The 21,512-nt window shown below is 55.7% G+C and carries 26 protein-coding genes; all 26 read right to left on the bottom strand.

The genetic code is table 11. The features are described from left to right. Positions 1–15: 15 nt before the first annotated feature. A complete protein-coding gene (gene rplX, locus GCWU000341_RS12065) occupies positions 16–321 on the bottom strand; it encodes a 50S ribosomal protein L24 (RefSeq protein ID WP_009216344.1) in 306 nt (101 codons plus the stop codon). A 12-nt stretch (positions 322–333) separates the two neighbouring features. Beyond that, entirely contained in the window at positions 334–702 is a 369-nt protein-coding gene (rplN, locus tag GCWU000341_RS12060) for a 50S ribosomal protein L14 (protein ID WP_009216343.1), read from the bottom strand. Positions 703–722: 20 nt separating this feature from the next. Further along, complete coding sequence (gene rpsQ, locus GCWU000341_RS12055; RefSeq protein ID WP_009216342.1) at positions 723–977, bottom strand: 30S ribosomal protein S17; 255 nt, start codon at positions 975–977, stop codon at positions 723–725. Positions 978–994: 17 nt separating this feature from the next. Further along, positions 995–1,198, bottom strand: a complete 204-nt coding sequence (gene rpmC / locus GCWU000341_RS12050; RefSeq protein WP_009216341.1) for a 50S ribosomal protein L29 — start codon at positions 1,196–1,198, stop codon at positions 995–997. Next, positions 1,195–1,626, bottom strand: a complete 432-nt coding sequence (gene rplP, locus GCWU000341_RS12045; RefSeq protein ID WP_009216340.1) for a 50S ribosomal protein L16 — start codon at positions 1,624–1,626, stop codon at positions 1,195–1,197. The genes rpmC and rplP overlap by 4 nt, the downstream gene beginning before the upstream one ends. 2 nt (positions 1,627–1,628) lie before the next feature. Next, positions 1,629–2,291: a 30S ribosomal protein S3 gene (gene rpsC, locus GCWU000341_RS12040; RefSeq protein WP_009216339.1), complete on the bottom strand. Its 663-nt coding sequence runs from the start codon at positions 2,289–2,291 to the stop codon at positions 1,629–1,631. Positions 2,292–2,302: 11 nt separating this feature from the next. After that, entirely contained in the window at positions 2,303–2,692 is a 390-nt protein-coding gene (gene rplV / locus GCWU000341_RS12035) for a 50S ribosomal protein L22 (RefSeq protein WP_009216338.1), read from the bottom strand. A 24-nt stretch (positions 2,693–2,716) separates the two neighbouring features. Continuing rightward, on the bottom strand, positions 2,717–2,995 hold the full coding sequence (gene rpsS, locus GCWU000341_RS12030; RefSeq protein WP_009216337.1) for a 30S ribosomal protein S19: 279 nt from the start codon (positions 2,993–2,995) through the stop codon (positions 2,717–2,719). A 20-nt stretch (positions 2,996–3,015) separates the two neighbouring features. After that, complete coding sequence (gene rplB, locus GCWU000341_RS12025) at positions 3,016–3,861, bottom strand: 50S ribosomal protein L2 (RefSeq protein WP_009216336.1); 846 nt, start codon at positions 3,859–3,861, stop codon at positions 3,016–3,018. Positions 3,862–3,955: 94 nt separating this feature from the next. Then, entirely contained in the window at positions 3,956–4,255 is a 300-nt protein-coding gene (gene rplW, locus GCWU000341_RS12020) for a 50S ribosomal protein L23 (protein ID WP_009216335.1), read from the bottom strand. Continuing rightward, positions 4,255–4,875 carry a 50S ribosomal protein L4 gene (rplD, locus tag GCWU000341_RS12015; RefSeq protein WP_009216334.1) on the bottom strand — a complete coding sequence of 207 codons (621 nt, stop codon included), beginning with the start codon at positions 4,873–4,875 and terminating at the stop codon, positions 4,255–4,257. The genes rplW and rplD overlap by 1 nt, the downstream gene beginning before the upstream one ends. A 21-nt stretch (positions 4,876–4,896) precedes the next feature. Next, positions 4,897–5,526, bottom strand: a complete 630-nt coding sequence (gene rplC / locus GCWU000341_RS12010; protein ID WP_009216333.1) for a 50S ribosomal protein L3 — start codon at positions 5,524–5,526, stop codon at positions 4,897–4,899. A gap of 45 nt (positions 5,527–5,571) precedes the next feature. After that, positions 5,572–5,889 (bottom strand): 30S ribosomal protein S10, encoded by a 318-nt coding sequence (gene rpsJ / locus GCWU000341_RS12005; protein ID WP_009216332.1) that lies wholly within the window; start codon positions 5,887–5,889, stop codon positions 5,572–5,574. A 616-nt stretch (positions 5,890–6,505) separates the two neighbouring features. Beyond that, positions 6,506–7,711, bottom strand: a complete 1,206-nt coding sequence (locus GCWU000341_RS12000) for an N-acetylmuramoyl-L-alanine amidase family protein (RefSeq protein WP_009216331.1) — start codon at positions 7,709–7,711, stop codon at positions 6,506–6,508. Between the two features lie 167 nt (positions 7,712–7,878). Continuing rightward, positions 7,879–8,841, bottom strand: a complete 963-nt coding sequence (locus GCWU000341_RS11995) for a class I SAM-dependent methyltransferase (RefSeq protein ID WP_040654450.1) — start codon at positions 8,839–8,841, stop codon at positions 7,879–7,881. A gap of 266 nt (positions 8,842–9,107) precedes the next feature. Then, positions 9,108–10,142, bottom strand: a complete 1,035-nt coding sequence (locus tag GCWU000341_RS11990) for an acyltransferase family protein (RefSeq protein ID WP_009216329.1) — start codon at positions 10,140–10,142, stop codon at positions 9,108–9,110. 41 nt (positions 10,143–10,183) lie between these two features. Further along, on the bottom strand, positions 10,184–11,401 hold the full coding sequence (locus GCWU000341_RS11985) for a ribose-phosphate pyrophosphokinase (protein ID WP_009216328.1): 1,218 nt from the start codon (positions 11,399–11,401) through the stop codon (positions 10,184–10,186). Positions 11,402–11,490: 89 nt separating this feature from the next. Next, a complete protein-coding gene (locus tag GCWU000341_RS11980) occupies positions 11,491–12,468 on the bottom strand; it encodes an ATP-binding protein (protein ID WP_009216327.1) in 978 nt (325 codons plus the stop codon). Position 12,469: 1 nt separating this feature from the next. Continuing rightward, positions 12,470–13,219, bottom strand: coding sequence for a DnaD domain-containing protein (locus tag GCWU000341_RS11975; protein ID WP_040654448.1), 750 nt, complete (start codon positions 13,217–13,219; stop codon positions 12,470–12,472). A gap of 507 nt (positions 13,220–13,726) precedes the next feature. Further along, positions 13,727–14,158 (bottom strand): hypothetical protein, encoded by a 432-nt coding sequence (locus GCWU000341_RS11970; RefSeq protein WP_040654413.1) that lies wholly within the window; start codon positions 14,156–14,158, stop codon positions 13,727–13,729. 177 nt (positions 14,159–14,335) lie between these two features. Then, positions 14,336–15,154, bottom strand: a complete 819-nt coding sequence (locus GCWU000341_RS11965; protein WP_009216323.1) for an endo alpha-1,4 polygalactosaminidase — start codon at positions 15,152–15,154, stop codon at positions 14,336–14,338. Next, positions 15,151–16,554, bottom strand: a complete 1,404-nt coding sequence (murC, locus tag GCWU000341_RS11960; protein WP_009216322.1) for a UDP-N-acetylmuramate--L-alanine ligase — start codon at positions 16,552–16,554, stop codon at positions 15,151–15,153. The genes GCWU000341_RS11965 and murC overlap by 4 nt, the downstream gene beginning before the upstream one ends. Next, on the bottom strand, positions 16,535–17,041 hold the full coding sequence (locus GCWU000341_RS11955) for a QueT transporter family protein (RefSeq protein ID WP_040654444.1): 507 nt from the start codon (positions 17,039–17,041) through the stop codon (positions 16,535–16,537). Before GCWU000341_RS11955 ends, murC begins: the two co-directional genes overlap by 20 nt. Before the next feature lie 284 nt (positions 17,042–17,325). Next, positions 17,326–19,086, bottom strand: a complete 1,761-nt coding sequence (locus tag GCWU000341_RS11945) for a glycoside hydrolase family 13 protein (protein WP_009216320.1) — start codon at positions 19,084–19,086, stop codon at positions 17,326–17,328. Positions 19,087–19,217: 131 nt separating this feature from the next. Beyond that, positions 19,218–20,090, bottom strand: coding sequence for a sugar ABC transporter permease (locus GCWU000341_RS11940; RefSeq protein WP_036598881.1), 873 nt, complete (start codon positions 20,088–20,090; stop codon positions 19,218–19,220). Between the two features lies 1 nt (position 20,091). Next, the gene (locus GCWU000341_RS11935) at positions 20,092–21,471 is read right to left on the bottom strand and encodes a carbohydrate ABC transporter permease (RefSeq protein WP_009216318.1); all 1,380 of its coding nucleotides are present in this window, start codon (positions 21,469–21,471) and stop codon (positions 20,092–20,094) included. Positions 21,472–21,512 lie beyond the last annotated feature (41 nt).

Raw genomic sequence — 21,512 nt, 5'->3', positions numbered from 1 at the left:
CCTTCCTCCTTCCCCTTAGTCTATGACCTTCCCGGTCCGCTTCGCCACTCTGACCTTCCGGCCGTTCTCGATGCGGAAGCCCACTCTGGTCGGCTGGCCGTCCACAAGGAGCATGACGTTCGAAGCGTCCAGAGCGGCTTCCTTCTTCACGATACCGCCCTGCGCATTGTTTGCGCCCGGCTTCTGGTGCTTTGTCACCATGTTGCAGCCCTCTACCACTACCTTATTGGACTCCGGATCGAAGGAGAGCACCTTGCCCTGCCTGCCGCTGTCCTTTCCGGCGATGATCTTCACCATATCGTCTTTTCTGATTCTTCGCATCCGGCGACCTCCTTATAATACTTCCGGAGCGAGGGAGACGATCTTCATGTAGCCGTGATCGCGAAGCTCTCTTGCCACCGGTCCAAAGATACGGGTTCCCTTCGGTGTGTTGTCCTCCTTCAGGATGACCGCCGCATTCTCATCGAAGCGGATATAGCTGCCGTCCTTCCTGCGGATGGCGTCCACGGTGCGGACAACCACAGCCTTCACGACATCGCCTCTCTTCACCTGTCCTCCGGGGATCGCGTCCTTTACGGAAGCGACTACGGTATCTCCGACAGCGGCGTATCTTCTGGTCGATCCGCCCATGACGCGAATGCAGAGAAGCTCTCTGGCACCTGTGTTGTCAGCAACCCTGAGTCTTGTTTCCTGCTGAATCATATCTGCTCCCTCCCTGCTCCTTACTTCGCTTTCTCAAGCACAGAGACCAGTCTCCATCTCTTGGTCTTGGAAAGGGGTCTTGTGGCCATAACCTTCACCGTATCTCCCTCTCCGGCCTCGTTCTTCTCGTCGTGGGCGTAGATCTTCACGGTCCGCTTCACGATCTTTCCGATCAGGGGGTGCTTCATGTGATCTTCGATGGCGATGACAATGGTCTTGTCCATCCTGGCACTGACAACCTTGCCGGTGCGGGTCTTTCTCAGATTTCTCTCCATTCTTTCGCTCTCCCTTCTCACGCTTTCGCCTTCTCGGTGATAACGGTCTGGATTCTTGCGATGTTTCTGCGAACCTCCGTGATCTTTGCCGTATCGCTGAGCTGATTCGTGGCGTTCTGGAATCTCAGCTTAAAAAGCTCCTTCTTGGCAGACACAAGCTCCGCATTCAGCTGCTCGGCGCTCTTTGCCTTCAGCTCCTCTAAGTATGTATTCTTCTTCATTCCTTATCACCGCCTTCCAGATCTGCCTTCGCAACGATCTTGCAGTTGCAGGGAAGCTTGTGGGATGCGAGCCTCAGGGCCTCTCTCGCCAGTTCCTCCGGGACTCCGGCGATCTCGAAGAGGACTCTGCCCGGCTTCACGACCGCCACCCAGAATTCCACCGCGCCCTTTCCGGATCCCATACGGACTCCCAGGGGCTTCGCGGAAATCGGCTTGTCCGGGAAGATGTCGATCCAGACCTGTCCGCCTCTTTTGATATATCTGGTCAGCGCCACACGGGCCGCCTCGATCTGATTTGCTTTGATCCAGCAGGGCTCCAGAGCGACAATACCGAACTCACCGTGGCTGACTTTATTTCCTCTTGTAGCCTTTCCGGTCATTCTGCCGCGCATCTGCTTGCGGAATTTCGTTCTCTTAGGCATTAACATAGTTATCTCTCGCTCCCTTCCTTATTTTTTTTGGCAGGAAGTACCTCGCCCTTGTAAATCCAAACCTTGACGCCCAGTCTGCCATAGGTGGTAGCCGCCTCAGCGAAGCCGTAATCGATGTCCGCTCTCAGCGTCTGGAGCGGGATCGTGCCCTCGCTGTAGAACTCCCTTCTCGCGATATCCGCTCCGCCGAGCCTTCCGCCCACAGCGGCCTTGATGCCGAGCGCGCCGGACTTCATGGTCCGGGACATCGCCTGCTTTAACGCTCTCCGGAAGGAAATCCGGTTCTCCAGGGACTGCGCGATGGACTCCGCCACAAGCTGCGCGTCGCGGTCCGGCCTCTTGATCTCCTTGATATCGATATAGATGCTCTTGCCCGTGAGCTTCTGAACATCCTTTCTCAGCTTCTCGATCTCCGCACCGCCCTTTCCGATGACGAAGCCGGGCTTTGCGGTATAGATGATCACACGCACCTTGTCCTCAGCCGCTCTCTCGATGTCGATCCTGGAGACATTGGCGGAATAGAGTCTCTTCTTCAGGAAGCTTCTGATCCGGTGATCCTCGATGAGAATGGTGGAAAAGCTCTTCTTGTCAGCGTACCACTTGGAATTCCAGTCCTTGATGACGCCGACTCTCATGCCGTGCGGATTAACTTTCTGTCCCATTCAACGCCTCCTTACTTTTTCTCGTCCAAAATGACGGTGATGTGCGAGCTTCTCTTTAAGATCCGGTAAGCTCTGCCCTGCGCTCTCGGGTGAATCCGCTTCATCGTGGGAGCGGTATTCGCGAAGCATTCCGCGACATAGAGGGAATCCCTCTGCAGCTCGCAGTTGTTCTCCGCGTTTGCCGCTGCGGACTCCAGAAGCTTCTTCACGAGAGTGGAAGCGTATCTCGGGTTATAGCTGACGATGCCGATCGCCTGAGCGAGGTCCTTGCCCCGGATGGCGTCGAGCACAAAGCATGCCTTCTGAACGGACACTCTTGCGTAGGAAAGAGTTGCGGAAGGTCTTTTGTCTTTCTTATCGTTTCTCTCTCTCTTTATCTGAGATCTGTGACCCTTTGACATCTGTGTCTCCTCCTTTCAAGCCCATCAGGCCTTTCGCTCGTCGCCGTTTCCGTGGTGTCCGCGGTAGGTTCTGGTGACGACGAATTCGCCGAGCTTATGTCCGACCATATCCTCCGTGATGTACACCGGGACATGCTTTCTCCCATCGTGAACCGCGATGGTGTGGCCGACAAAGGACGGGAAGATCGTGGAGCGGCGGGACCAGGTCTTGATGACGGTCTTCTGATTCTGCGCATTCAACGCGTCCACTGCCTTCAGGAGGCTCTTGTCCGCGAAGGGTCCTTTTTTAATGGAACGTGCCATATTCTCTGTCTCCTCCTCAATTACTTGATAGCTCTGCCGTCACGTCTTCTTACGATCAGCTTGTTGGAAGCCTTCTTCCGGTTCCTGGTCTTAAGGCCAAGAGCAGGCTTGCCCCAGGGAGTGCAGGGGCCCGGTCTTCCGATGGGCGCTCTTCCCTCTCCGCCTCCGTGCGGGTGATCGTTCGGGTTCATGACGGAGCCGCGGACGGTGGGGCGGATGCCCATATGCCGTTTTCTTCCGGCCTTTCCGAGGTGGATGAGATTATGGTCTCCGTTCCCCACGGCGCCGATGGTCGCCCGGCACTCGATGGGAACCATCCTCATCTCTCCGGAGGGGAGGCGGAGCGTCGCATACTTGCCCTCTCTCGCCATGAGCTGCGCGGCATTGCCCGCGGAGCGGACCAGCTGAGCCCCCCTTCCCGGGATAAGCTCAATCGCGTGGATCTCAGCTCCGACAGGGACAGCGGAAAGCGGGAGACAGTTTCCGACCTTCGCCTCTGCCTGCGGGCCGGACATGACCTTCATCCCGTCTGTGAGGCCGTTCGGCGCGAGAATATAGGCCTTCGTCCCGTCCTCATAGGACAAAAGCGCGATATTCGCGGAGCGGTTCGGATCGTACTCGATCCCGATGACCGTCGCGACGGCGCCGTCCTTTTTATTCCGCTTGAAATCGATGATCCTGTATTTCTGCCGGTTTCCGCCCCCGTGGTGGCGGACCGTGATCTTGCCCTGATTGTTTCTTCCGGCATTTTTCTTCTTCTTGGAGAGAAGAGACCTCTCCGGACTCTTCTTCGTGATCTCCGAGAAATCAGAACCGGTCATGTTCCTTCTGGACGGTGTATAAGCTTTATAGGTCTTGATACCCATGACTTTTCTCCTTTGATTCTGTGCCGCGTATAGCTGAGAAATTTTTTCACGCGGCTCTCAATGTATCAGCGATCCCCGCCTCGCCGGCGGACGCTTACAGTCCGGTGAAGACCTCGATCTCCTTGGAGTCCTTCGTCAGCGTGACGATCGCCTTCTTCTTCGCGGAGGTTCTTCCGATGACCATGCCTCTTCTCTTCTTCTTGCCCTTCAGGTTCATCGTGTTGACGGTCTTTACCTTTACGCCGTCGAACATCTTCTCCACCGCTTCCTTGACCTGCGTCTTATTCGCGTCCGGATTGACATAGAAGGCATACTTCTTATCCGCCATCTCAGACATGGACTTCTCCGTCACGAGCGGGCGAAGGATTACGTCGTAATATTTCAGATCTGCCATTATGCGTATACCTCCTCAAGCTTTTCCAGCGCGGCTTTCGTCGCGAGGACCGTGCCGTACTTCATGACATCGTAGACATTGATCTCATTGACCTGTGCTGTCTTCACATCCTCGATATTTCTCGCGGAGAGAATCGTCTTCTCATCATTCTGATCCAGAAGCACGAAAGCCTTTTTGAGCTTCAGGGCATCCAGCATGGCCTGGAACTTCTTCGTCTTGATCTCATCGAAATGGATGGAGTCCACGACGACCAGCTTCTGATCCGCGACGGCATTGGAGAGAGCCGCCTTGAGAGCCGCCCTCTTCTCTTTCTTGTTCAGGTCCTTCCTGTAGTCCCTCGGAGTCGGGGCGAAGACAACTCCGCCGCCCTTCCACTGCGGAGCGCGGATGGATCCCTGTCTCGCGTGGCCCGTTCCCTTCTGCCTCCAGGGCTTTCTTCCGCCTCCGGAAACCTCGGCCCGGGTCAGTGCCTTCTTGGTCCCCTGACGGCGGTTGGCCAGCTGTGCCACCACTGCCAGATGAAGAAGGTGCTCATTGATGGGGGCGGCAAAGACGGCGTCATTTAACTCCATCTTTCCGACTTCCTTCCCCTGCATATCAAAAACCGATACGATAGCCATTTATCTCTTCCTCCTTCCGTCTCAGGCCTTTACCGCTTCTTTTACGGTAACAAGCGCCTTCTTCGGTCCCGGAACCGCTCCCTTTATCAGGATCAGCCCGTTCTCGGCATCCACTCTCACCACGCTGAGGTTCTGCGTCGTCACTCTGACCGCGCCCATGTGAGAGGGCATCCCCTTCCCCGGAAGGACTCTCGACGGTGTCGCGGAGGTTCCGTTGGAGCCCTGGTGGCGGTGGAACTTGGAGCCGTGCGCCATCGGTCCTCTGTGCTGGCCGTACTTTCTGATCGCGGACTGGAAGCCCTTTCCCTTGGAGACCGCCGTCACATCGACCTTGTCTCCCGCGGCGAAGATATCCGCCTTGATCTCGTCCTTTGGCTTATATTCCTCGGAATTCTCGAAGCGGAACTCGCGGACAAATCTCTTGCAGGGCACACCCGCCTTGTCGAACTGCCCCTTCTCCGGCCGATTTACAAGCCTCTCTCTCTTGTCCTGGAATCCCACCTGAACCGCCTTATAGCCGTCATTCTCAAGCGTCTTCACCTGCGTTACCACGCAGGGTCCTGCCTGGAGCACCGTCACAGGGATCAGAATACCGTTCTCATCCCAGATCTGTGTCATGCCCACCTTAATTGCGAGGATCGCTTTCTTCATCTTTTCTCCTTTCTACAGCGGAACCCCGAAGGGTTCATACTAGAATCATTTTGCCTTCATCTTGATGTTGACAAATACGCCGGCCGGCATCTCCAGTCTCTGAAGCGCATCCATGGTCTTCTGGTTCGGGCTGATGACATCGATCAGCCTCTTATGCGTCCTCTGCTCAAACTGCTCTCTGGAGTCCTTGTACTTGTGCACCGCGCGGAGGATCGTCACGACCTCCTTCCTCGTGGGAAGGGGTACCGGTCCGGAGACCTGTGCTCCGGTCTTCCTGCAGCTCTCCACAATCTTTGCCGCCGACTCGTCCACAAGGCTGTGCTCATACGCCTTGAGGGTGATTCTCATTACCTGACCTGCCATAAAAAAAGTCGCCTCCTATCGAAATTTTGACGATAAGTCGGTGACTGTACACGTGTCCGTGCGTGTCATAGCTCAGACACACAGCTCCGCCTGCTGTAGGGCGGATTGAATTGTAGTACAGTGACCTGCCGTCAGTTTTCTAACTTGACATTCGCTCCACGGAGTTCTCTTCCACGGCTTATACCATGCGGATTTCGCCGGAAAGTAATCTCTCGTTTCAACGCTATCCTGTCACAGCGCATATTACGATACCATAGAGAAAGCTTGATTTCAAGCGCTTTCTCGCCCTGATTGCACTTTTTTTTGAACAATTTACACGAAATCGGGCGTGTCTGAGCTGACAGCTCTCTTTTCCCGGGAAAAGGGCGGAGCCTTTTGGCTCCGCCCCCGATCTTTCCTCTTTCTTTTCCCTTCCCGCTCTTTCCCTCTCCGAAGGAGCGGTCCGCGGAGATCTTTCAGCCGCAGGATCCCGGATATTCCGCCTGCCTATCCGCCTTCGGCCTGCGGCCTCTCTTATCTTAGTCCCTCTCTCAGAGAGACTCCCCTGCTTCCTGCAAAGCGGCGTTTCCCCATTTAGACTTAAACCGGCATGCCCTTCTCTGCGGAATCCGCGTTTTCAGCTTAGATCCGTGATTTCCGGAGAGCTCAGCTCAAGCGCCTCGAGCCCCTCATCCTGAACCAGCTTTCCCGAGGCATCGCTCGTCCACTTGATGCCGTTTCCGTCCTTATAATTTTTCCGGTTCTTCATGATTCGCCCGTTCTCATTGACCACATAGGTGCTCCCATTGGGGAGCGTGGCTTTCTGGTAGCGGATGTCCTTCTCGGCCTTCTGGAGCTTACCGTTATAATAGAGGGAATTGTCCCTGACTCCGGTGAGCCCCTTTCCGCTGCTCTCGAAGTAGCAGGAGATCCTCTCCCCATTGTCCTGCGTGAGCGTCATCTTTCCGGTCTTTACGGAACAGTCGTTTTTGGAGCTTCCGCAATAATAATAGCTGTCCGGGCCGTCCTCCGCGCTCTTCCCCCTCTGAATGCCGTAGACGGGATTTCCCTTGTCGTTAAAGAGGTAGCGCTTCCCGTTGATCCTCTGGACATCGTAGATATCCGCGCTCCCCGCCGCCGGATGCCCGTTGCTCTTCAGGTAGAACCACTCTACATTTCCGCTTCCGTCCTCCTTATTCGGACCGACAGCGGCATACCAGGTGCCGGCGATGCGCTGCCCGAGCTTGAGGGAGCCCGTCGCCTTCTCCGAAAAGTACATATATCCGGCGATATCCGGAGACGTACTCTCCGTCTCCGCCCAGCCCGTGACCATCACTCCGTTCTCATCAAAGCCGTAGACCGCGCCGTCGATCGTCTTTGTCACCGTCTCGCTGCTTCCCGCGTGGAACTTCTCGCCGTCCTTCGTGCTGAAGTAAAACCAGTAGCTCCCCCCCTTCGCCTTGCCATCGGCCGTCAGGGCATCCGGAAGCGGGAGCTCTCTCCAGCCGGTTTTCATCGCCCCGCTCTGCGGATCGCAGTAATACATATAATTATCTACCCATCCTGTCTGCATCTTCCCGCTGGCATCGAAATAGTAGTAATCCTCCCCCACTCTCTGCCAGCCGTCTTTTCGAAGCGTCCCATCGGCTCCCGCATAGTACCAGATCGTCGCTCCGTCGCTGTCCGCCTTGATCCAGGAATTGGTCACTGTGCTTCCGTTGTCATTGACATAGATCTGCTGCCCCGTGCTGTTCGTCGACCACTGCGCCGCAGACGCGGAGAATGACGCCACGGAAGCCAATGCCGCCGCCAAAATCAGAAAATCCGCCCATCTCTTTCTCATATTTGCCTCCAACTGTCCGAACGCCCGGAATCCTCGAAAAGCCTCGATACTCCCGCCCCGGCCTCCGCATTTCCCTCTGCTCCTCAGGCCCTCCGGACAGAAACTGCCGCCCGCACTGCCCCTATACTATACAATACCTCTCGAAACGATACAAGACGACGATTCCCTTACGGAGAGCCCTCCGCATCCCGGTACCAAAGCGCCCGGCAGCCGCAGGGGAGAGAGAGCCCGCTCCTTGTGACGGGAAGTCCGATCTCATCGGCCTCCGCCCTCCCCCCAAGCTTCCTTTTCAGAAGAAGAGAGAGCATATACTGCATGACCGCGGGCTGAAGCCCCGTGGTATAGCTGTTTAAGAGAAAGAAATCGGAGCGGGAATCCAGAAGCTTCGCGCAGAGCGCGATGAGAGAGTAGATCGCCTCCTCCAGCTTCCAGATCTCCCCCTTCGGTCCTCTCCCGTAGGAGGGGGGATCCATGATGATGCCGTCGTAGCGCTTGCCCCGTCGGATCTCCCGCTCGACAAATTTCCGACAGTCATCGACGAGCCAGCGGATGCCCGCGTCCTTAAGGCCGGAGCAGTCCGCATTCTCCTTCGCCCAGAGAACCATGCCCTTTGCGGCGTCGACATGCGTCACGCGCGCGCCCGCCTTTGCGGCGGCAAGTGTCGCTCCCCCGGTATAGGCGAAAAGGTTCAGGACCTCCAGTTCTCTCCCGTCCCCTCTTTTCTCCCGTCTTTCTCTCTCCCGGAGGATCCGCTCGGAAAACCATTCCCAGTTTGCCGCCTGCTCCGGAAAAAGCCCGGTATGCTTAAAGGCAAAGGGCTTAAGCTGAAAAGAGAGTCTCCTCTCCTCCTCGGAAAGAGCAAGAAGCGCCTTCCCGCCGTGTGTGCCGGAGCCAAGCGTATAGGAAATCTTCCACTGCTTCGGAAGATCAAAAAACTCCCAGTCCCCTCCGCCCCTTGAGGATCTTCGGTAGCGGGCGTTTGGCTTCCTCCATCTCTCATCCTCTCTCTCTGTCTGCCAGATGACCTGCGGGTCCGGGCGCTGGAGAAGATAGCGCCCCCAGCGCTCAAGCTTCTCCCCCGATCCGCAGTCGATCAGCTCATAGTCCTTCCATCCATCCGAAAGAAACATCTCATCCATCCCCCTTCCTATGATTCGATTCCGCTGTCAGAATATAGCCCTATCTCAGGCTCTTAGGGAAATACTGATTTATCCATGACTCATGTGACTCAAAAGACACTCTCGTTCAAGGCTCCACGAAGCGGTACTAAGTTCACACTTCATTGCACTTATGTTCATTAAGCGCCGGCGTTCCGCACGCTTTTGCGGCATCACGCCCGTTGGCACGCAATTTTTCTGATTGAATCCGTGTTTCCCTAGATAAATTCAGAGAAAGCTTATCTCCCCCCGGAGAAAATCTCCCAAACCCGCGGAAGCCTCCTCCGGAGAAAACGGGTCAAGGCCATGGCCAGAAGGAGGCAGAGCGGCGGAAGCAGGAAAAAGAGGAGGAGAAGGATCCAATCCCCCGAGATCCCGAGCCGCCGGATCAAAGCCGCATAGAGTCTTGCCGCCGGATAGTGAAAGGCATAGAGAAAAAATCCGAGCCCTCTGTGCTCTGCTCCTCCCTCTCCCGGCGAGGGAAGGAAAAACCAAAGGGAAAGCGGGAGAGCGGCCCGAAACAAAACCGTAAAGAGCAGGATCTCCGAGAGAGAACCCGCCTCGCCGCTTCTCCTTATGAGAATCCGAAGGACGACGGCAAAAAGCAAAAGGAAGGCGGCGAGAAACCTCTGCCTCCCCCTCTCCCCTCCCTCGAAAAGGGAGGGGAGATTCCGGGAAAGAGCCCCGCCGAGCAGGTAGTAAAAGAGCGCATCTTCATTGAAAAGAGGAAGGTCAATGCCCCGAAAAATCAAAAAGAGCGGAAGCGGCAAAATAAGGCAGGAGAGGAGGCGCTTTCTCAGAAAGAGAAAGAAAAGGGGCGCCAGCGCCGTGAGCAGGATGAGCTGATAGAGATACCAAAAGACCGGCTCATAGCGGTAGTTCACCGCCGCATCGCTGAGGGCTCGGAGGCTGATGGGCGCCCTCCCGATCAAGGCATAGAGCAGGTAGAGGAGGGTATTCCAGGCGCCGTAGGGTACGATGAGTGATCGGAAGCGCCGCCTCCACTTATCGAAGATCCCGGAAAAGCTCTGGAGCTTTCGGTAGAAAAGATAGCCGCTCAGGATAAAAAAGGCGGGGACCGCGGTCTGCCCGATCTCCCCGCTGAAGAACTGCTCGATCGAGACCGGGGAAAGGGGCGGCGCCGATTGAGAGAGCTCCGCGAGCTCCTGCGCGCTCCCCGCGAGATTCACCGCATGGATCAGGATCACAAGGAGAGAGAGAAGGAGACCAAAGCGCTCCGTCTTCCTAAAGAAAAGCTTTTCTCTCTCCTCCAAGCTCCGCCTCCTCCCTTTCCTCTCTCTTCTCCCCGTCTCTCCTACTCGAGCTCCATGCTGATCTGTTCGTTCTCCATGGCCCGCTTCTTTCTGTAAGCCTGAAGCCTTTCGTTGATCCTCTCTACCGGATCCAAAATCGCGGAGATCGACATATCATGGTTCATATTGTCGATCAGGAGCGCGACATACTTCGCCATGCCGACCCCGATATACCACTTCCTGCTGAGAAGCTCCGGCGTCTGATAGATCAGATCCGTCGTGAGCACGCCGTCCAGCGTGCGGGCCGCACAGGCCTCATCGAACTTATTCAGACCGTTTGTGAAAAGCCCGAAGGTACAGCAGGCATAGACCCTCTTCGCCCTCCGCTCCTTCAAGGCCTTCGCGGTGTCGATGAGAGACTCCCCGGAGGAGATCATATCGTCGATGATGATGACATCCTTCCCCGCGACATCGCTCCCCAGGAACTCATGGGCGACGATCGGATTTCTCCCGTTCACAACCTGGGTATAGTCTCTCCTCTTATAGAACATACCCATATCCAGCCCCAGCACATTGGCATAGTAGATGGCGCGCTTCATCCCTCCCTCGTCCGGAGAAATGATCATCATATGGTCCTTGTCGATATCCAGGTCGGGGACATTCTGGAGGAGGGCCTTGATAAACTGGTAGCTGCAGGAGACATTGTCAAAGGAATCCCTCGGAATCGCGTTCATGACCCTCGGATCATGCGCGTCGAAGGTGATGAAATTCTCCACTCCCATGCTGTGGAGCTCCTGCAGCATCATCGCGCAGTCCAGGGACTCCCTGCCGGATCTTTTGTGCTGGCGGGACTCATACATAAAGGGCATGATGACATTGATCCGCTTCGCCTTCCCGGTGGTCGCCGCGATCAGCCTCTTCAGATCCGCGTAATGATCGTCCGGAGACATATGATTTACATGGCCGAAGATCGAATAGGTGATGGAGTAATTCATGACATCCACAAGGAAATAGATGTCCACGCCGCGCACAGTCTCCAGAATCTCCCCCTTCGCCTCCCCCGTGCCGAAGCGGCTGATCTTCGTCGGAACGATGTAATTGTCCTTCTGATAGCCATTAAAGGCAATCGTGTGCTTGTGCTCACTCTCCCGCTCCGCTCTCCACGCGGCGAGATAGCGGTTGACTCTCTCTCCCAGGGTCTCTATGGACTGAAGCGGCATCAAAGCCAGCGGACCGACCGGAATCCTCTCGATGAACTCGGACGTTCTGGAATCAGACATCTTTTTTCTCCTCTCAAAGCAATGGCAGGCAGCGGCGAAAATTTATGGATATCATCATGGAAGGGCTGCTCTCCCCCTCCTTCGGACTTTCAGGAGGGAATGCGCTGATCCCTCCCGTAGAGCGGGATAATATCATAGTCCTCCGACATGAGGCGGGAGACTACGCGGTCCGAATACGTATCCCGGATCGCCCCGAAGTTCAGATTGGTGGAGAGGATCGTGGAGCGCTTCATGACCATCCTTTGGTTAATCACATAAAAAAGCTTCGAAGCGGTGAAGCTGTTCGAAAGCTCCGTCCCGAGATCATCGATCAGGAGGAGGTCCGCCTCCAGCGCCGCCTCCCCCTGCCCCTGCTCCTCCTCATTCTCCTCCTTCCTCCGGTAGGAAAGACTCTCGAAGAGATCGGTGCTGGAGAGATAAATGACGCTGAAGCCCTGATCCAGGATCTCCTTTGTGATGCAGTTCATGAGAAAGGTCTTCCCCGTCCCGGTCTTTCCCATCAGAATCAGGTTTCCTCTCTCCTCCCGGAATTTCCTGCACCAGTCCCTGCTGAAGCGGAGCACAGAGGCCATGTATTCGCGGCTCGTCCTCCCGTTTACCTCCGGGATCGGCTCCCGGTCGTCAAAGACAGAGAGATCGAAGTGTCTGAAGTTCTCTCTCCCGACGATCTCCTCCACATTGGACTGGCGATAGAGGAGGCGGCGCTGCAGAGAAAGAAAGCAGTGGCACTTTTTCCCCCGGATAAAGCCCGTGTCACGGCAGTCCGGACAGATGTACTGAAGCTCCAGCATATCCTCCGGAAAGCCGTTCTCCAGAAGGACCCTCTTCCTCTCCTCTCCGATCTCGGAAATCCTGCGGCGGAGCTCCCGTTTTTTCGTCCGATCCCCGGCGAGCATCGCCTCCGCCGCCCTCACGGACTCCTCCCCTACCGCCCGGTCCAGCTCCTGAAGCCGCGGGGCCCTTCGGTAGGCCCTCTCCTGGCGCTCGGAGAGCTCCCGGTAGCTCTTTAGCTGCCTCTCCCCGTAGACCCGCATGATTTTACTGTATTGAGAATTGGCAAGTCCCATCCTAGAACCGCCCCATCAGCTTTTTCTTCGCCAGACTGTCATAGTCCACCTCGGACTGCGGAAAATTCAGGAACGGATTCGGCTTTCCCGCCTTCCCCGTCTTTCTCCCCCGTTTTCTATCGGAGAACTCCTTCACAAGCTGCTGCGCCTGCCGCATCGTCTGAATCCCCTGCTCATGCCAGTTGATCGCGACCGTCTCCATATAGCGCGCAGAGGTCTTGCCAAGTCCCGCGCAGTACTCCAGCAAAAACTCGATGAGCTCCGCCTTCATCGAAAGCTCCCGGTACATAAACTCCAGAGTCTCCACCTGCTTCGGACTGGGGAGCGCGGGAAGCACATGCTTTGCGACAAAGAGGATGCCGGCGAACTCCTCGTCATCCTTCACATGGTCCACTGTGCCGGAGAGGGTCTCCTCCCGGCTCCTCCTCTCGGATTCCTCCGATCTTCTGAGCACCTCCTCAGAGCAGGCGATGTCCTCCTCCGTCCGGATCTCCTTCTCCACCCGGAGAGAGGAGCCGTCCGAGTAGATACCCTGCTTCTCCCAGTAGTTCACCGCCCGCTTGATATCATTGTCCGTCAGGTTCAGGGCGTCCGCCGCTTCCTTCACACTGAATCCCTCTCCCCCATGCCGGAGCAGATACAGGTAGACCTTCACATAATCTCCGTTCGCCTCCGCCATGAAGCGATCCAGAAAATCATTGGACACGCAGGTCGCGCGAATCTCCAGACGGTCTCTGATCTCTCTCTTCATCTTCTTCACCTGCCCTCCCCTTCCTCACATAAACCGATGATAGCACAGCAGGGCGCCGCGGGCAATCGAACTGCTCCACAACTTTATCCACCGGATTTATCCACATCCCTGTGGATAACGTGGACAAATCATATGTCAAGCCTTTCTCATTTTTTCTTTTTCGGGAAATCCTTTCCACGCGCTTAGAATATGGCTTTTTCGCGTCTTTTTCATTTCTTCGCAAAAAGTCGGGATTGTATTTTAAAAATACAATCCCGACTTATCCACATTTTTCCAGTGGACGGCAATCCACAGCGAGGGCTCAAAAAATTTCCGCCCCCCACTGCTCTCTCATTCATCCATATCCTCTAAAAGCTCCGAAAAGCTTCCATCGTTCTCTTTCCGTCGGCTGTTTAATAAAAGATGCTATCTATCCCATCTGACTTCAGCACGCTCTAATATGGCGGAAAATGCAGGCGTTTTTGGCGCTTTTCCTGCCGCCCGGCCGATCCAGCGCAGGACGCTCTCTCAGGAGTTGTCTCTGCCCTCCCTGTAGTCGTCAATAAACTTTTCCAGCTCTTCCATGAATTTTCTGTCGCTCTCCCGTTCTTCCTTCGTATTTTTCTTCCCGACGGCTGCCTTCACAAGGGCCATCGCCACATTGGGGAGGACGCGGCTTTCTCCATAGTTCTTTACCGCTTCTCTGACGGAAAAATCCCTTTCGCTGATGCAGGGTTTAAATTGTCTCGCATTCTTTTTCCCCGATATGATAAGACCGGAGACAGCGATCATTTTTTTATCGAGAAGGGAGTTCAGAGCCGTGTGAAGGGGCGCGGCATAATGAAAAATGTCTGCCCTTCTTTCTCTCAGCTCCATACTGGTCAATGCGCTCTCACTGCCCCAGAGCTCCCGCATGACCGCCATCTCCCACTTATTCAACGATTGATTGTCTTTCACCATATCTCTCCTCATCTCTGTTCCATTCCGAGGCTCTTCCGAATTCAGAATGGAGTTTTAGCGAATTAGTTCTTTTGTTTATATACTAATATTAAATGAAATATTTGTCAATACCGTTTTTTAATTATAAAAAAGGAGGGAATCCTCCCTCCTCGGAAATTTCTCTGTTCCATTTTCTTTCTATCGAAGCTCCAGCCCCTCCGCATTGTACCAGTGAAAGCCGTTTTCCCGGCAGTAGCGGTCGATCTGCGAAGAAAGCCCGGGATCTGCCCGGTATTCCAGCAAATAGACGGAGAGGCCGCAGGCCTTTGCCCGGGAAAGATAAGAGCGAAAGTATGCGCTCTCCTCCTCCCCCTGCCTCCCGTAGCTTTTCCTCTTAAAGTCGATGCTGCTGAATACCGTCTCCTGGTTAATCCCGTCAAAGAGAGCGAGGGCTCTTCCCCCCGAAATGCAGCGGGAGACAAAGAGATCTCCCCCGTTAATCAGGATCGGAAGTCCGAAGCCTCTCAGGCCTTCCAGGATCTCGCAGAGTCCCCGGTAGGTCTTCTCCTCCGGATAATGATAGTAGACGTCCGCATTGTCCAGGAAAAAGCCGTCCAGTCCGAGCTCCGCATACTCTTTTCCAAGCTCATTTACGAGAAAGTCCCTCCAACGGGGGGAGGATACGTCGATCCAGCTCTCCTCCGGCCAGTTCTCATAGGCAGAGAGCGAAAGATCCGAGAAGCGGGAGAAATAAGGGCGGCCGCTCTCGATCGCCCCGATGTTGAGATAGCCGTAGACCGTCTTTCCCGCCTCCCGGAGCTTTTGGATCTGCTCCTTTTTAAACTCCGAGGGCTCGATCACAACGGTGCGGAAGCCCTGAAGGCGCTCCGCCTCCTCTCCGCTGATGCCGAGAAAGACCCCGTAGTCCCGCTCCGCCCCATTCCCGCACAGTAAAAGACAGAAGAAAAGGAAAAGCAGAAGAAGGAGCGAGAGAGCGGGCGCCGCTTTCCTCCTCAACAGCTCTCTGATTTTGCGCCGCCTCTCTTTAAAAGCGCGTCTCCGACCCGGTAGATATCCCCGGCCCCCATAGTGATCAGGAGATCTCCGGGCTGCAGGCGCTCCATCAGGAAGTCCTCGATCCTCTGAAAATCCGGGATATAGTAGACATTCGTGTTCTGCTCCAGCATGTGGCGCCTCAGATCCTCGGAGCTCACGCCCACCGTATTTTTCTCCCTCGCGGCGTAGATATCCGCGAGCACGATCTCATCCGCCTGGGACAGAGCTCCCGCAAAATCGTCCATGAGCGCCGCGGTCCTCGAGTAGGTATGAGGCTGAAAGGCGACCCAGAGCTTTCGATGCGGATACTTCTTCGCGGCCTCGATCGTGGCGGCGATCTCCTGGGGATGATGCGCATAGTCGTCTATGATCGTAAAGCCGCAGACCTCTCCTTTTTTCTGGAAGCGGCGGTCCGTGCCCTGGAAGCGGTGGAGCGCCCTCCGGATCGTCTCAAGCTCGATTCCAAGCGCCCGGCCCACGGCGATCGCGGAGAGGGAGTTGTAGATATTGTGCTCCCCCGTGACGCCGAGGCTGATCGGGCCAAGCTCCTTCCCCCGCTCAAAGAGGGTGTAGCTCGGATGCGCGTAATGATCGTAGCTGATGAAATTCGCGGTATAATCCGCGTCCCGGTCATGCCCGTAGGTCAAAACCCTGCAGCGAAGCCCCTCTGTGAAATATTCGTAGTGGGGGATATCCCGGTTGATCACGAGAAGTCCGTTCTCCGGAAGCTTCTCCGTGAACCTTCGGAAGGAGTGCCGGATGTCCTCCAGATCCTTGAAAAAGTCCAGATGATCCGCCTCTACATTCAGGACCACCTCGATCGTGGGATAGAAGGAGAGAAAGGAATTGGTGTACTCGCAGGCCTCCGCGATGAAGTTTTCCGACTGTCCGACCCGGATGTTTCCGCCGATATCCCGCATCATGCCGCCCACCGTCACGGTGGGGTCCCAGTCCGCCTCCAGGAGGATCTCCGCGATCATCGAGGTGGTCGTCGTCTTCCCGTGCGTTCCGGAGATATTGATGGCATTTCGGTAGTTCCGCATGATCTCTCCGAGAAGCCCCGCCCGGCTGATGATGGGAAGCCCCGCCTTCTTCGCCGCGACAAGCTCCGGATTGTCCGGATGGATCGCCGCCGTGTAGACCACGAGCTCGATCCCCTTTTCTATATTCTCCGCGCTCTGCGGATACCGGATCCTCGCGCCGAGCTTCTGTAAATGCTCCGTCAGAGCCGAGCTCTCCCGGTCTGATCCCGAGACCGTAAAGCCCCGGTCCAAGAGAATCTCCGCGAGGCCGCTCATGGAGATGCCGCCGATCCCGATAAAATGTACGTGGAGCGGCTTATCAAAGCTGATCTGATCCATACTCTCTCCCAAAGATGAACTCCCTCTGCTGCTCCAAAATCAAAAGCAGCAGGTTTCCGAGAAGTGCAGCGGCAAGCAGCTCCCCCGCGCCGACTATGAGCATCATCCACGGGATGAGCTCCTTTGCGCCATAGGCATAGCGGAGCACGAAGGGAATGATGAGCGCGTTGGAAAGTACCGGCGGAAGCCAGACGAGAAAGCGGGACAGCTTCCGGATCTGCCAGCTTCCGACGGCCCCGATCAAGGTCGCGAGCGTCCCGAAGACAATATCCGGAAGGGGCGCTCCGGCCAGCGCGTTCGCAAGAAGACAGCCGACAGAAAGCCCCGGCACTGCCGCAAAGCTGAAATAGGGCAGGATGCAGAGTGCCTCCGAAACCCGGAACTGCACCGCTCCGAAGCTGATCGGCTGAAAGATCAGTGTCAATACCGTATAGATCGCCGCGATCAGAGCCGCCTGCGCCAAAAATTTCGTCCTCTCCTGCTTCATCCTGCCCTCCTCTGATATGCCGCCCTTTCCTCCATCCGGCAGAAAGCCCGACAGAAAGCGCTCCCGCCCCGCAGAGATATGCAAAGCAATAGGGCAAGTCACAAAGCGCCGTCTGCTCATGGATTGGCAGAGCGGCAAAGCTATGCTTTCCGCATCCGGATGCCGTGGGCGGCTCGCCCGCCGAAAAGTGTAACACAGTATGGCGCGGCTTGTAAACCCGGCCATTTCGAAGCAAGTCGGAAGGCCCCGGCCGATTCCGCGTTTCCGCACGCGCCTTTTCCTTATCAGCCGCTCCGTTTTCTCCGGATCAGGCTTCCGTTTGCCAAGAGGCTGTCCCCCTGAAGGCCTCTGGAAAAGAGGATCTCTCCCCCCTCCCTGATTCCGATCGGGCCGGAAGAGCAGTTCAGAAGGACTTCCAGCTCTCTCCCCTCCTGATCCAGCTTGATATACTCCACCATCCTCTCCTGCTCGTATTCCCCCGGGAAATGAAAGTGCGGGCTCCGGCAGGCCGCCTCTCCCTTCCGCATGGCGATCAGTGCCTTCATGGCGGAGAGCTTTTCCCTGTTTTCCGGGCTCTCCAGACTCTCCCAGGGCATACATCTCCTGCAGTCCGGATCATATCCCCCCTCCAGCGCGATCTCGGTCCCATAGTAGATGCAGGGGCTCCCCGGCATGGTGAAGAGGACGGCGAGCTGCTGATAGAAGATATCCGGATTCTGAACACGGCTCATCAGCCTCATGGTATCGTGGGAATCCAGGAGATTAAAGATGACATTGTTGCTCTGCTGCATATACATGGTATAGCAGCGGTTCACCATGTACTCAAAGTCCTCCTTTTTCAGCTCCCTGTCCAAAAAGAAATCGTGGATCCCGCTCATCAGAGGATAATTCATCACCGCATCATATTCATCCCCCAAAAGCCATGGTCCGGCATCGTGCCAGATCTCCCCGAGGAGATAGAGCTCCGCCTTTTTTTCCTTTAAGCTCCTCCGAAGCCGCTTCAGAAAATGGTGGGAGACCTCGTCTCCCACGTCGAAGCGGATTCCGTCGATATCGAATTTCCGGATCCAGTCCTCACAGAGCGAGGTAAAAAAACGGATGACCGCCTCGCAGTTCGTATTTAGCTTCGGCATTCCATCCGAAAAGGCAAAGGAATAGAAGCGCCCGTCTCTGGTGCTCCCCCTGTCCCGGATATGCTCCCAGTCCTGTACCATGAACCAGTCCGCATATTCCGATGCCCTGCCCTTCTCCAGCACATCCTTCCAGGGGGCGAAGCTTCTTCCGCAGTGATTGAAGACCGCGTCCAGCATGATCCGGATCCCAAGACTGTGCGCCTCTCTTACGAGGGAGGCAAGCTCCTCCTCCGTCCCGAAGTCAGCATCCACCTTCGTATAATCCTCTGTGTCATACTTGTGGTTTGACTCCGCCTGCATAATGGGATTTAGGTAGATCCCGCTGATCCCGAGCGAGTGGAGGTAGGGAAGCTTCTCCCGGATCCCGTTCAGATTGCCTCCGAAACGCTCCTCCCTCGTCACCTCCCCCTCTCTCCACGGACTCAGACTCCGATCCTCCGGGCTCCCCTTTCCCCGGCAGAAGCGGTCCGGGAAGATCTGATACCAGATCGTCTCATTGACCCAGGCCGGAGTCTCATTGATATCCGCAGGATTCATCCAGGGCTTGGTAAAGCACTGCAGCATCCTGCCCTCGAGCTTCCTCTGCTCCTCTGTCAGGAAGCCGTCCTCGAAGTAATACCAAAGCTCCTGCTCCGTCCAAAGCTCAAAGAAATACTTGCATCTTTTATATCTCGGAACCAGGGTCGTCGTCCACCAAAGCTGGTGGCGAAGCCTCTTTTTAAAGCAGATCTCTTCGCGCTGTCCCGTCCACTGCTCTTTTCCCCCGAGAATTCCCGCTTCAAAAGGATCTCCGTAATGCAGGAAGACCCTCTTCACATCATAACCTGTCCTGAGATTGATGACCAGCTCCCTTTCATTTAAGGGATAGCACATCTGCTCCGATGTCCTGTGATATACCCCGGCAAATTCCATCGAAATCTCCTCACTCCCGAATAAGGGCGGCTCCCAGGGAAGAGCCGCCCTCTCAAGAAATCCGGGCAGGCGGCCCTCCCGAAGCCGCCGCCCGGCAGCTTCTCCTCCGATCTCCGTCTTCCAAAAAGCGCTTAGCCCTTCACCGCGCCGGAGACACCCTCTACATAGAATTTCTGCATGCAGAGGAAGAGGATTGCGATCGGAATCGAGATCAGCACCGCTCCGGCCGCAAAGCTCGTGTACCAGCTGTCGATGTACTCCTTCTCCACCATCTTCCAAAGTCCGATCGCGATTGTATACTGGTCGGAATTTGCGCGGCAGATCACCTTTGCGAAGATGAAGTCGAGCCAGGGCGCCATGAAGGAGGTCAGAATCGTGTAGATGATGATGGGCTTACTGAGCGGCAGTGTGATCCTGCTGAAAATCTGCCATCTCGTGCAGCCGTCCAGAAGCGCGGCCTCATCGATCGCCATCGGGAGGGTATCGAAGAAGCCCTTCGCGATCTGGAAGCTAAGCCCCGCTCCTCCGGAATACACAAGGATCAGGGCCAGACGGATCCATCCCCCCTCCGTAAGTCCCATCGCCTTCAGGATAAAATAGACCGCGATCATGGACATGAAGCCCGGGAAGAGTCCGAGCACCATCGCCATATTCATATAGGGCTTCCGCATCTTAAAGCGGAGCCTGGAGAGGCAGTAGGACACGGCGAGGACATAGAAGGTCGCGAGGATGCAGGAGCAGACCGCGATGATCAGGGTATTCATGAACATCCTCGGGAAGTTCAGAACCGTAGTGTCGATAAAGAGTCTTTTGTAGTTCTCCAGGGTGTAGGCCTTCGGGAAGAAGTTGGACACATAGGAGCCCTTCTCCTCCCGGAAGCTGGTCAGCACGACCCAGACGATCGGAAAGAGCCAGATCACCGCAAGAAGAGCCAGGACAATGTGCACGATCCCGTTCTTTACGCTTCGCCTTCCCGTCGCCGACGGCATTCTTTGTCCGCTCATTCTAAAATCCTCCTTCTTCCTTATAGGATTTACTCCTCCGATAGCTGAACAGGGCCCCGATCGCCAGAATGACAAAGGTCAGGATGCCGATCACCGCGCCGATATTATAGTACTGCTTGTCGATCGTGAGCTTATAAAGCCAGGTCACGAGCAGATCCGTGCTCCCCGCCGTAGAGGAGAGGTCCGTGACCGGCCCTCCCCCGGAGAGAAGGTAGATGACATTGAAGTTATTGACATTTCCGGTGAAAGTGGCGATGAGGTAGGGCGTCGTCACGTAGAGCATATAGGGGAGCGTGATCTTTCCGAAAATCTGCAGAGCATTGGCCCCGTCCACCCGCGCGGCCTCATAGAGATCCGACGGAATGTTCTGGAGCACTCCGGTCAGCTGCAAAAGGGTATAGGGCACTCCGACCCAGATATTGACCACGATGACGGTCACTCTCGCCCACATCGGGTCCGTAAAGAAGGGAAGACTCGCATCCGGCGCGATCCATCCGAGATTTCGCAAAAGGACATTGACTGCCCCGTCCGGCTGCAGGATGGTCCTCATGATAAGGAGCGAGACGAACATCGGCATTGCACAGGAAAGGACGAAACAAAACCTCCAAAAGCCCTTCGCCCTCGTCTCCTTCCGATTGATCGTAATCGCGAGAATCATCCCGAAGATATAGTTCGAAAAGGTTGCGAAAAACGCCCAGATCAGCGTCCAAAGGAGGACGGACCAGAAGGTGGTCCCAAGGATACTGCTCGAGTCAAAGAGGGTCCGGAAATTCTCAAGCCCCACCCAGTCAAAGAGCAGCAGGTGATTCCCGATCTTACTGTAATTCGTAAAGGCCATGCAGATCATGAAGATCAGAGGCAGTATGGTAAAAGCCAGGATGAACGCCATCGGAGGCGTCATCAGAAGACGGTAGAGATTCTCATTGAGGAGGGAGGAGAGATCCTCTCCGAAGGTATTGACATGCCTTCCCTCCTTTGCGAGACACTCCGCCTTGTAGGCGCTCCGAAGCGCTCCTCTCCAGGCGAGGAAAAAGAGGGCGCTCAGAAGCACCGTCGTCACCCCGTAGAGAAGGATCAATACGGACTGATCCCCCTTCACATAGAGATAGACCTGCTTCGCCTCGTCCCAGACCTCCGTTTGCGGCACAGTCCCAAGGCCGCGGAGCATCCCCAGGAAGCTGAGGCCCGCCGCCGCCATGAATACGATGTAGATAACTTCCAGAGCGAGATACAGAAGTCCCTTGATTCTCTGTCCATGGACAAAATTCCCAAAGCCCATCAAAAGCATGGACAGCTTTGTCTCCAGACCGCCCTCCCGGATCGCTCTCTCACAGGTATAAGGCGTCGGAAATTCATTGACCCATTTCTTTGATAATTTCATGTTTCTCCTCTCCCTGAATGCGCAGCCGCTCTTTTTCCGCG

This window comes from Oribacterium sp. oral taxon 078 str. F0262, from assembly GCF_000160135.1.
In the GTDB taxonomy this organism is placed as follows: Bacteria; Bacillota; Clostridia; order Lachnospirales; family Lachnospiraceae; genus Oribacterium.
Note: the sequence above shows the minus strand (reverse complement) of the source record. Positions and strands in the feature narration are given on the sequence as shown.

Coding starts and splice junctions, on each gene's coding strand:
- rplX (WP_009216344.1), bottom strand. CDS start 321: ATGCGAAGAATCAGAAAAGACGATATGGTGAAGATCATCGCCGGAAAG.
- rplN (WP_009216343.1), bottom strand. CDS start 702: ATGATTCAGCAGGAAACAAGACTCAGGGTTGCTGACAACACAGGTGCC.
- rpsQ (WP_009216342.1), bottom strand. CDS start 977: ATGGAGAGAAATCTGAGAAAGACCCGCACCGGCAAGGTTGTCAGTGCC.
- rpmC (WP_009216341.1), bottom strand. CDS start 1,198: ATGAAGAAGAATACATACTTAGAGGAGCTGAAGGCAAAGAGCGCCGAG.
- rplP (WP_009216340.1), bottom strand. CDS start 1,626: ATGTTAATGCCTAAGAGAACGAAATTCCGCAAGCAGATGCGCGGCAGA.
- rpsC (WP_009216339.1), bottom strand. CDS start 2,291: ATGGGACAGAAAGTTAATCCGCACGGCATGAGAGTCGGCGTCATCAAG.
- rplV (WP_009216338.1), bottom strand. CDS start 2,692: ATGTCAAAGGGTCACAGATCTCAGATAAAGAGAGAGAGAAACGATAAG.
- rpsS (WP_009216337.1), bottom strand. CDS start 2,995: ATGGCACGTTCCATTAAAAAAGGACCCTTCGCGGACAAGAGCCTCCTG.
- rplB (WP_009216336.1), bottom strand. CDS start 3,861: ATGGGTATCAAGACCTATAAAGCTTATACACCGTCCAGAAGGAACATG.
- rplW (WP_009216335.1), bottom strand. CDS start 4,255: ATGGCAGATCTGAAATATTACGACGTAATCCTTCGCCCGCTCGTGACG.
- rplD (WP_009216334.1), bottom strand. CDS start 4,875: ATGGCTATCGTATCGGTTTTTGATATGCAGGGGAAGGAAGTCGGAAAG.
- rplC (WP_009216333.1), bottom strand. CDS start 5,526: ATGAAGAAAGCGATCCTCGCAATTAAGGTGGGCATGACACAGATCTGG.
- rpsJ (WP_009216332.1), bottom strand. CDS start 5,889: ATGGCAGGTCAGGTAATGAGAATCACCCTCAAGGCGTATGAGCACAGC.
- GCWU000341_RS12000 (WP_009216331.1), bottom strand. CDS start 7,711: ATGAGAAAGAGATGGGCGGATTTTCTGATTTTGGCGGCGGCATTGGCT.
- GCWU000341_RS11995 (WP_040654450.1), bottom strand. CDS start 8,841: ATGTTTCTTTCGGATGGATGGAAGGACTATGAGCTGATCGACTGCGGA.
- GCWU000341_RS11985 (WP_009216328.1), bottom strand. CDS start 11,401: ATGTCTGATTCCAGAACGTCCGAGTTCATCGAGAGGATTCCGGTCGGT.
- GCWU000341_RS11980 (WP_009216327.1), bottom strand. CDS start 12,468: ATGGGACTTGCCAATTCTCAATACAGTAAAATCATGCGGGTCTACGGG.
- GCWU000341_RS11975 (WP_040654448.1), bottom strand. CDS start 13,219: ATGAAGAGAGAGATCAGAGACCGTCTGGAGATTCGCGCGACCTGCGTG.
- GCWU000341_RS11970 (WP_040654413.1), bottom strand. CDS start 14,158: ATGGTGAAAGACAATCAATCGTTGAATAAGTGGGAGATGGCGGTCATG.
- murC (WP_009216322.1), bottom strand. CDS start 16,554: ATGGATCAGATCAGCTTTGATAAGCCGCTCCACGTACATTTTATCGGG.
- GCWU000341_RS11955 (WP_040654444.1), bottom strand. CDS start 17,041: ATGAAGCAGGAGAGGACGAAATTTTTGGCGCAGGCGGCTCTGATCGCG.
- GCWU000341_RS11945 (WP_009216320.1), bottom strand. CDS start 19,086: ATGGAATTTGCCGGGGTATATCACAGGACATCGGAGCAGATGTGCTAT.
- GCWU000341_RS11940 (WP_036598881.1), bottom strand. CDS start 20,090: ATGAGCGGACAAAGAATGCCGTCGGCGACGGGAAGGCGAAGCGTAAAG.
- GCWU000341_RS11935 (WP_009216318.1), bottom strand. CDS start 21,471: ATGAAATTATCAAAGAAATGGGTCAATGAATTTCCGACGCCTTATACC.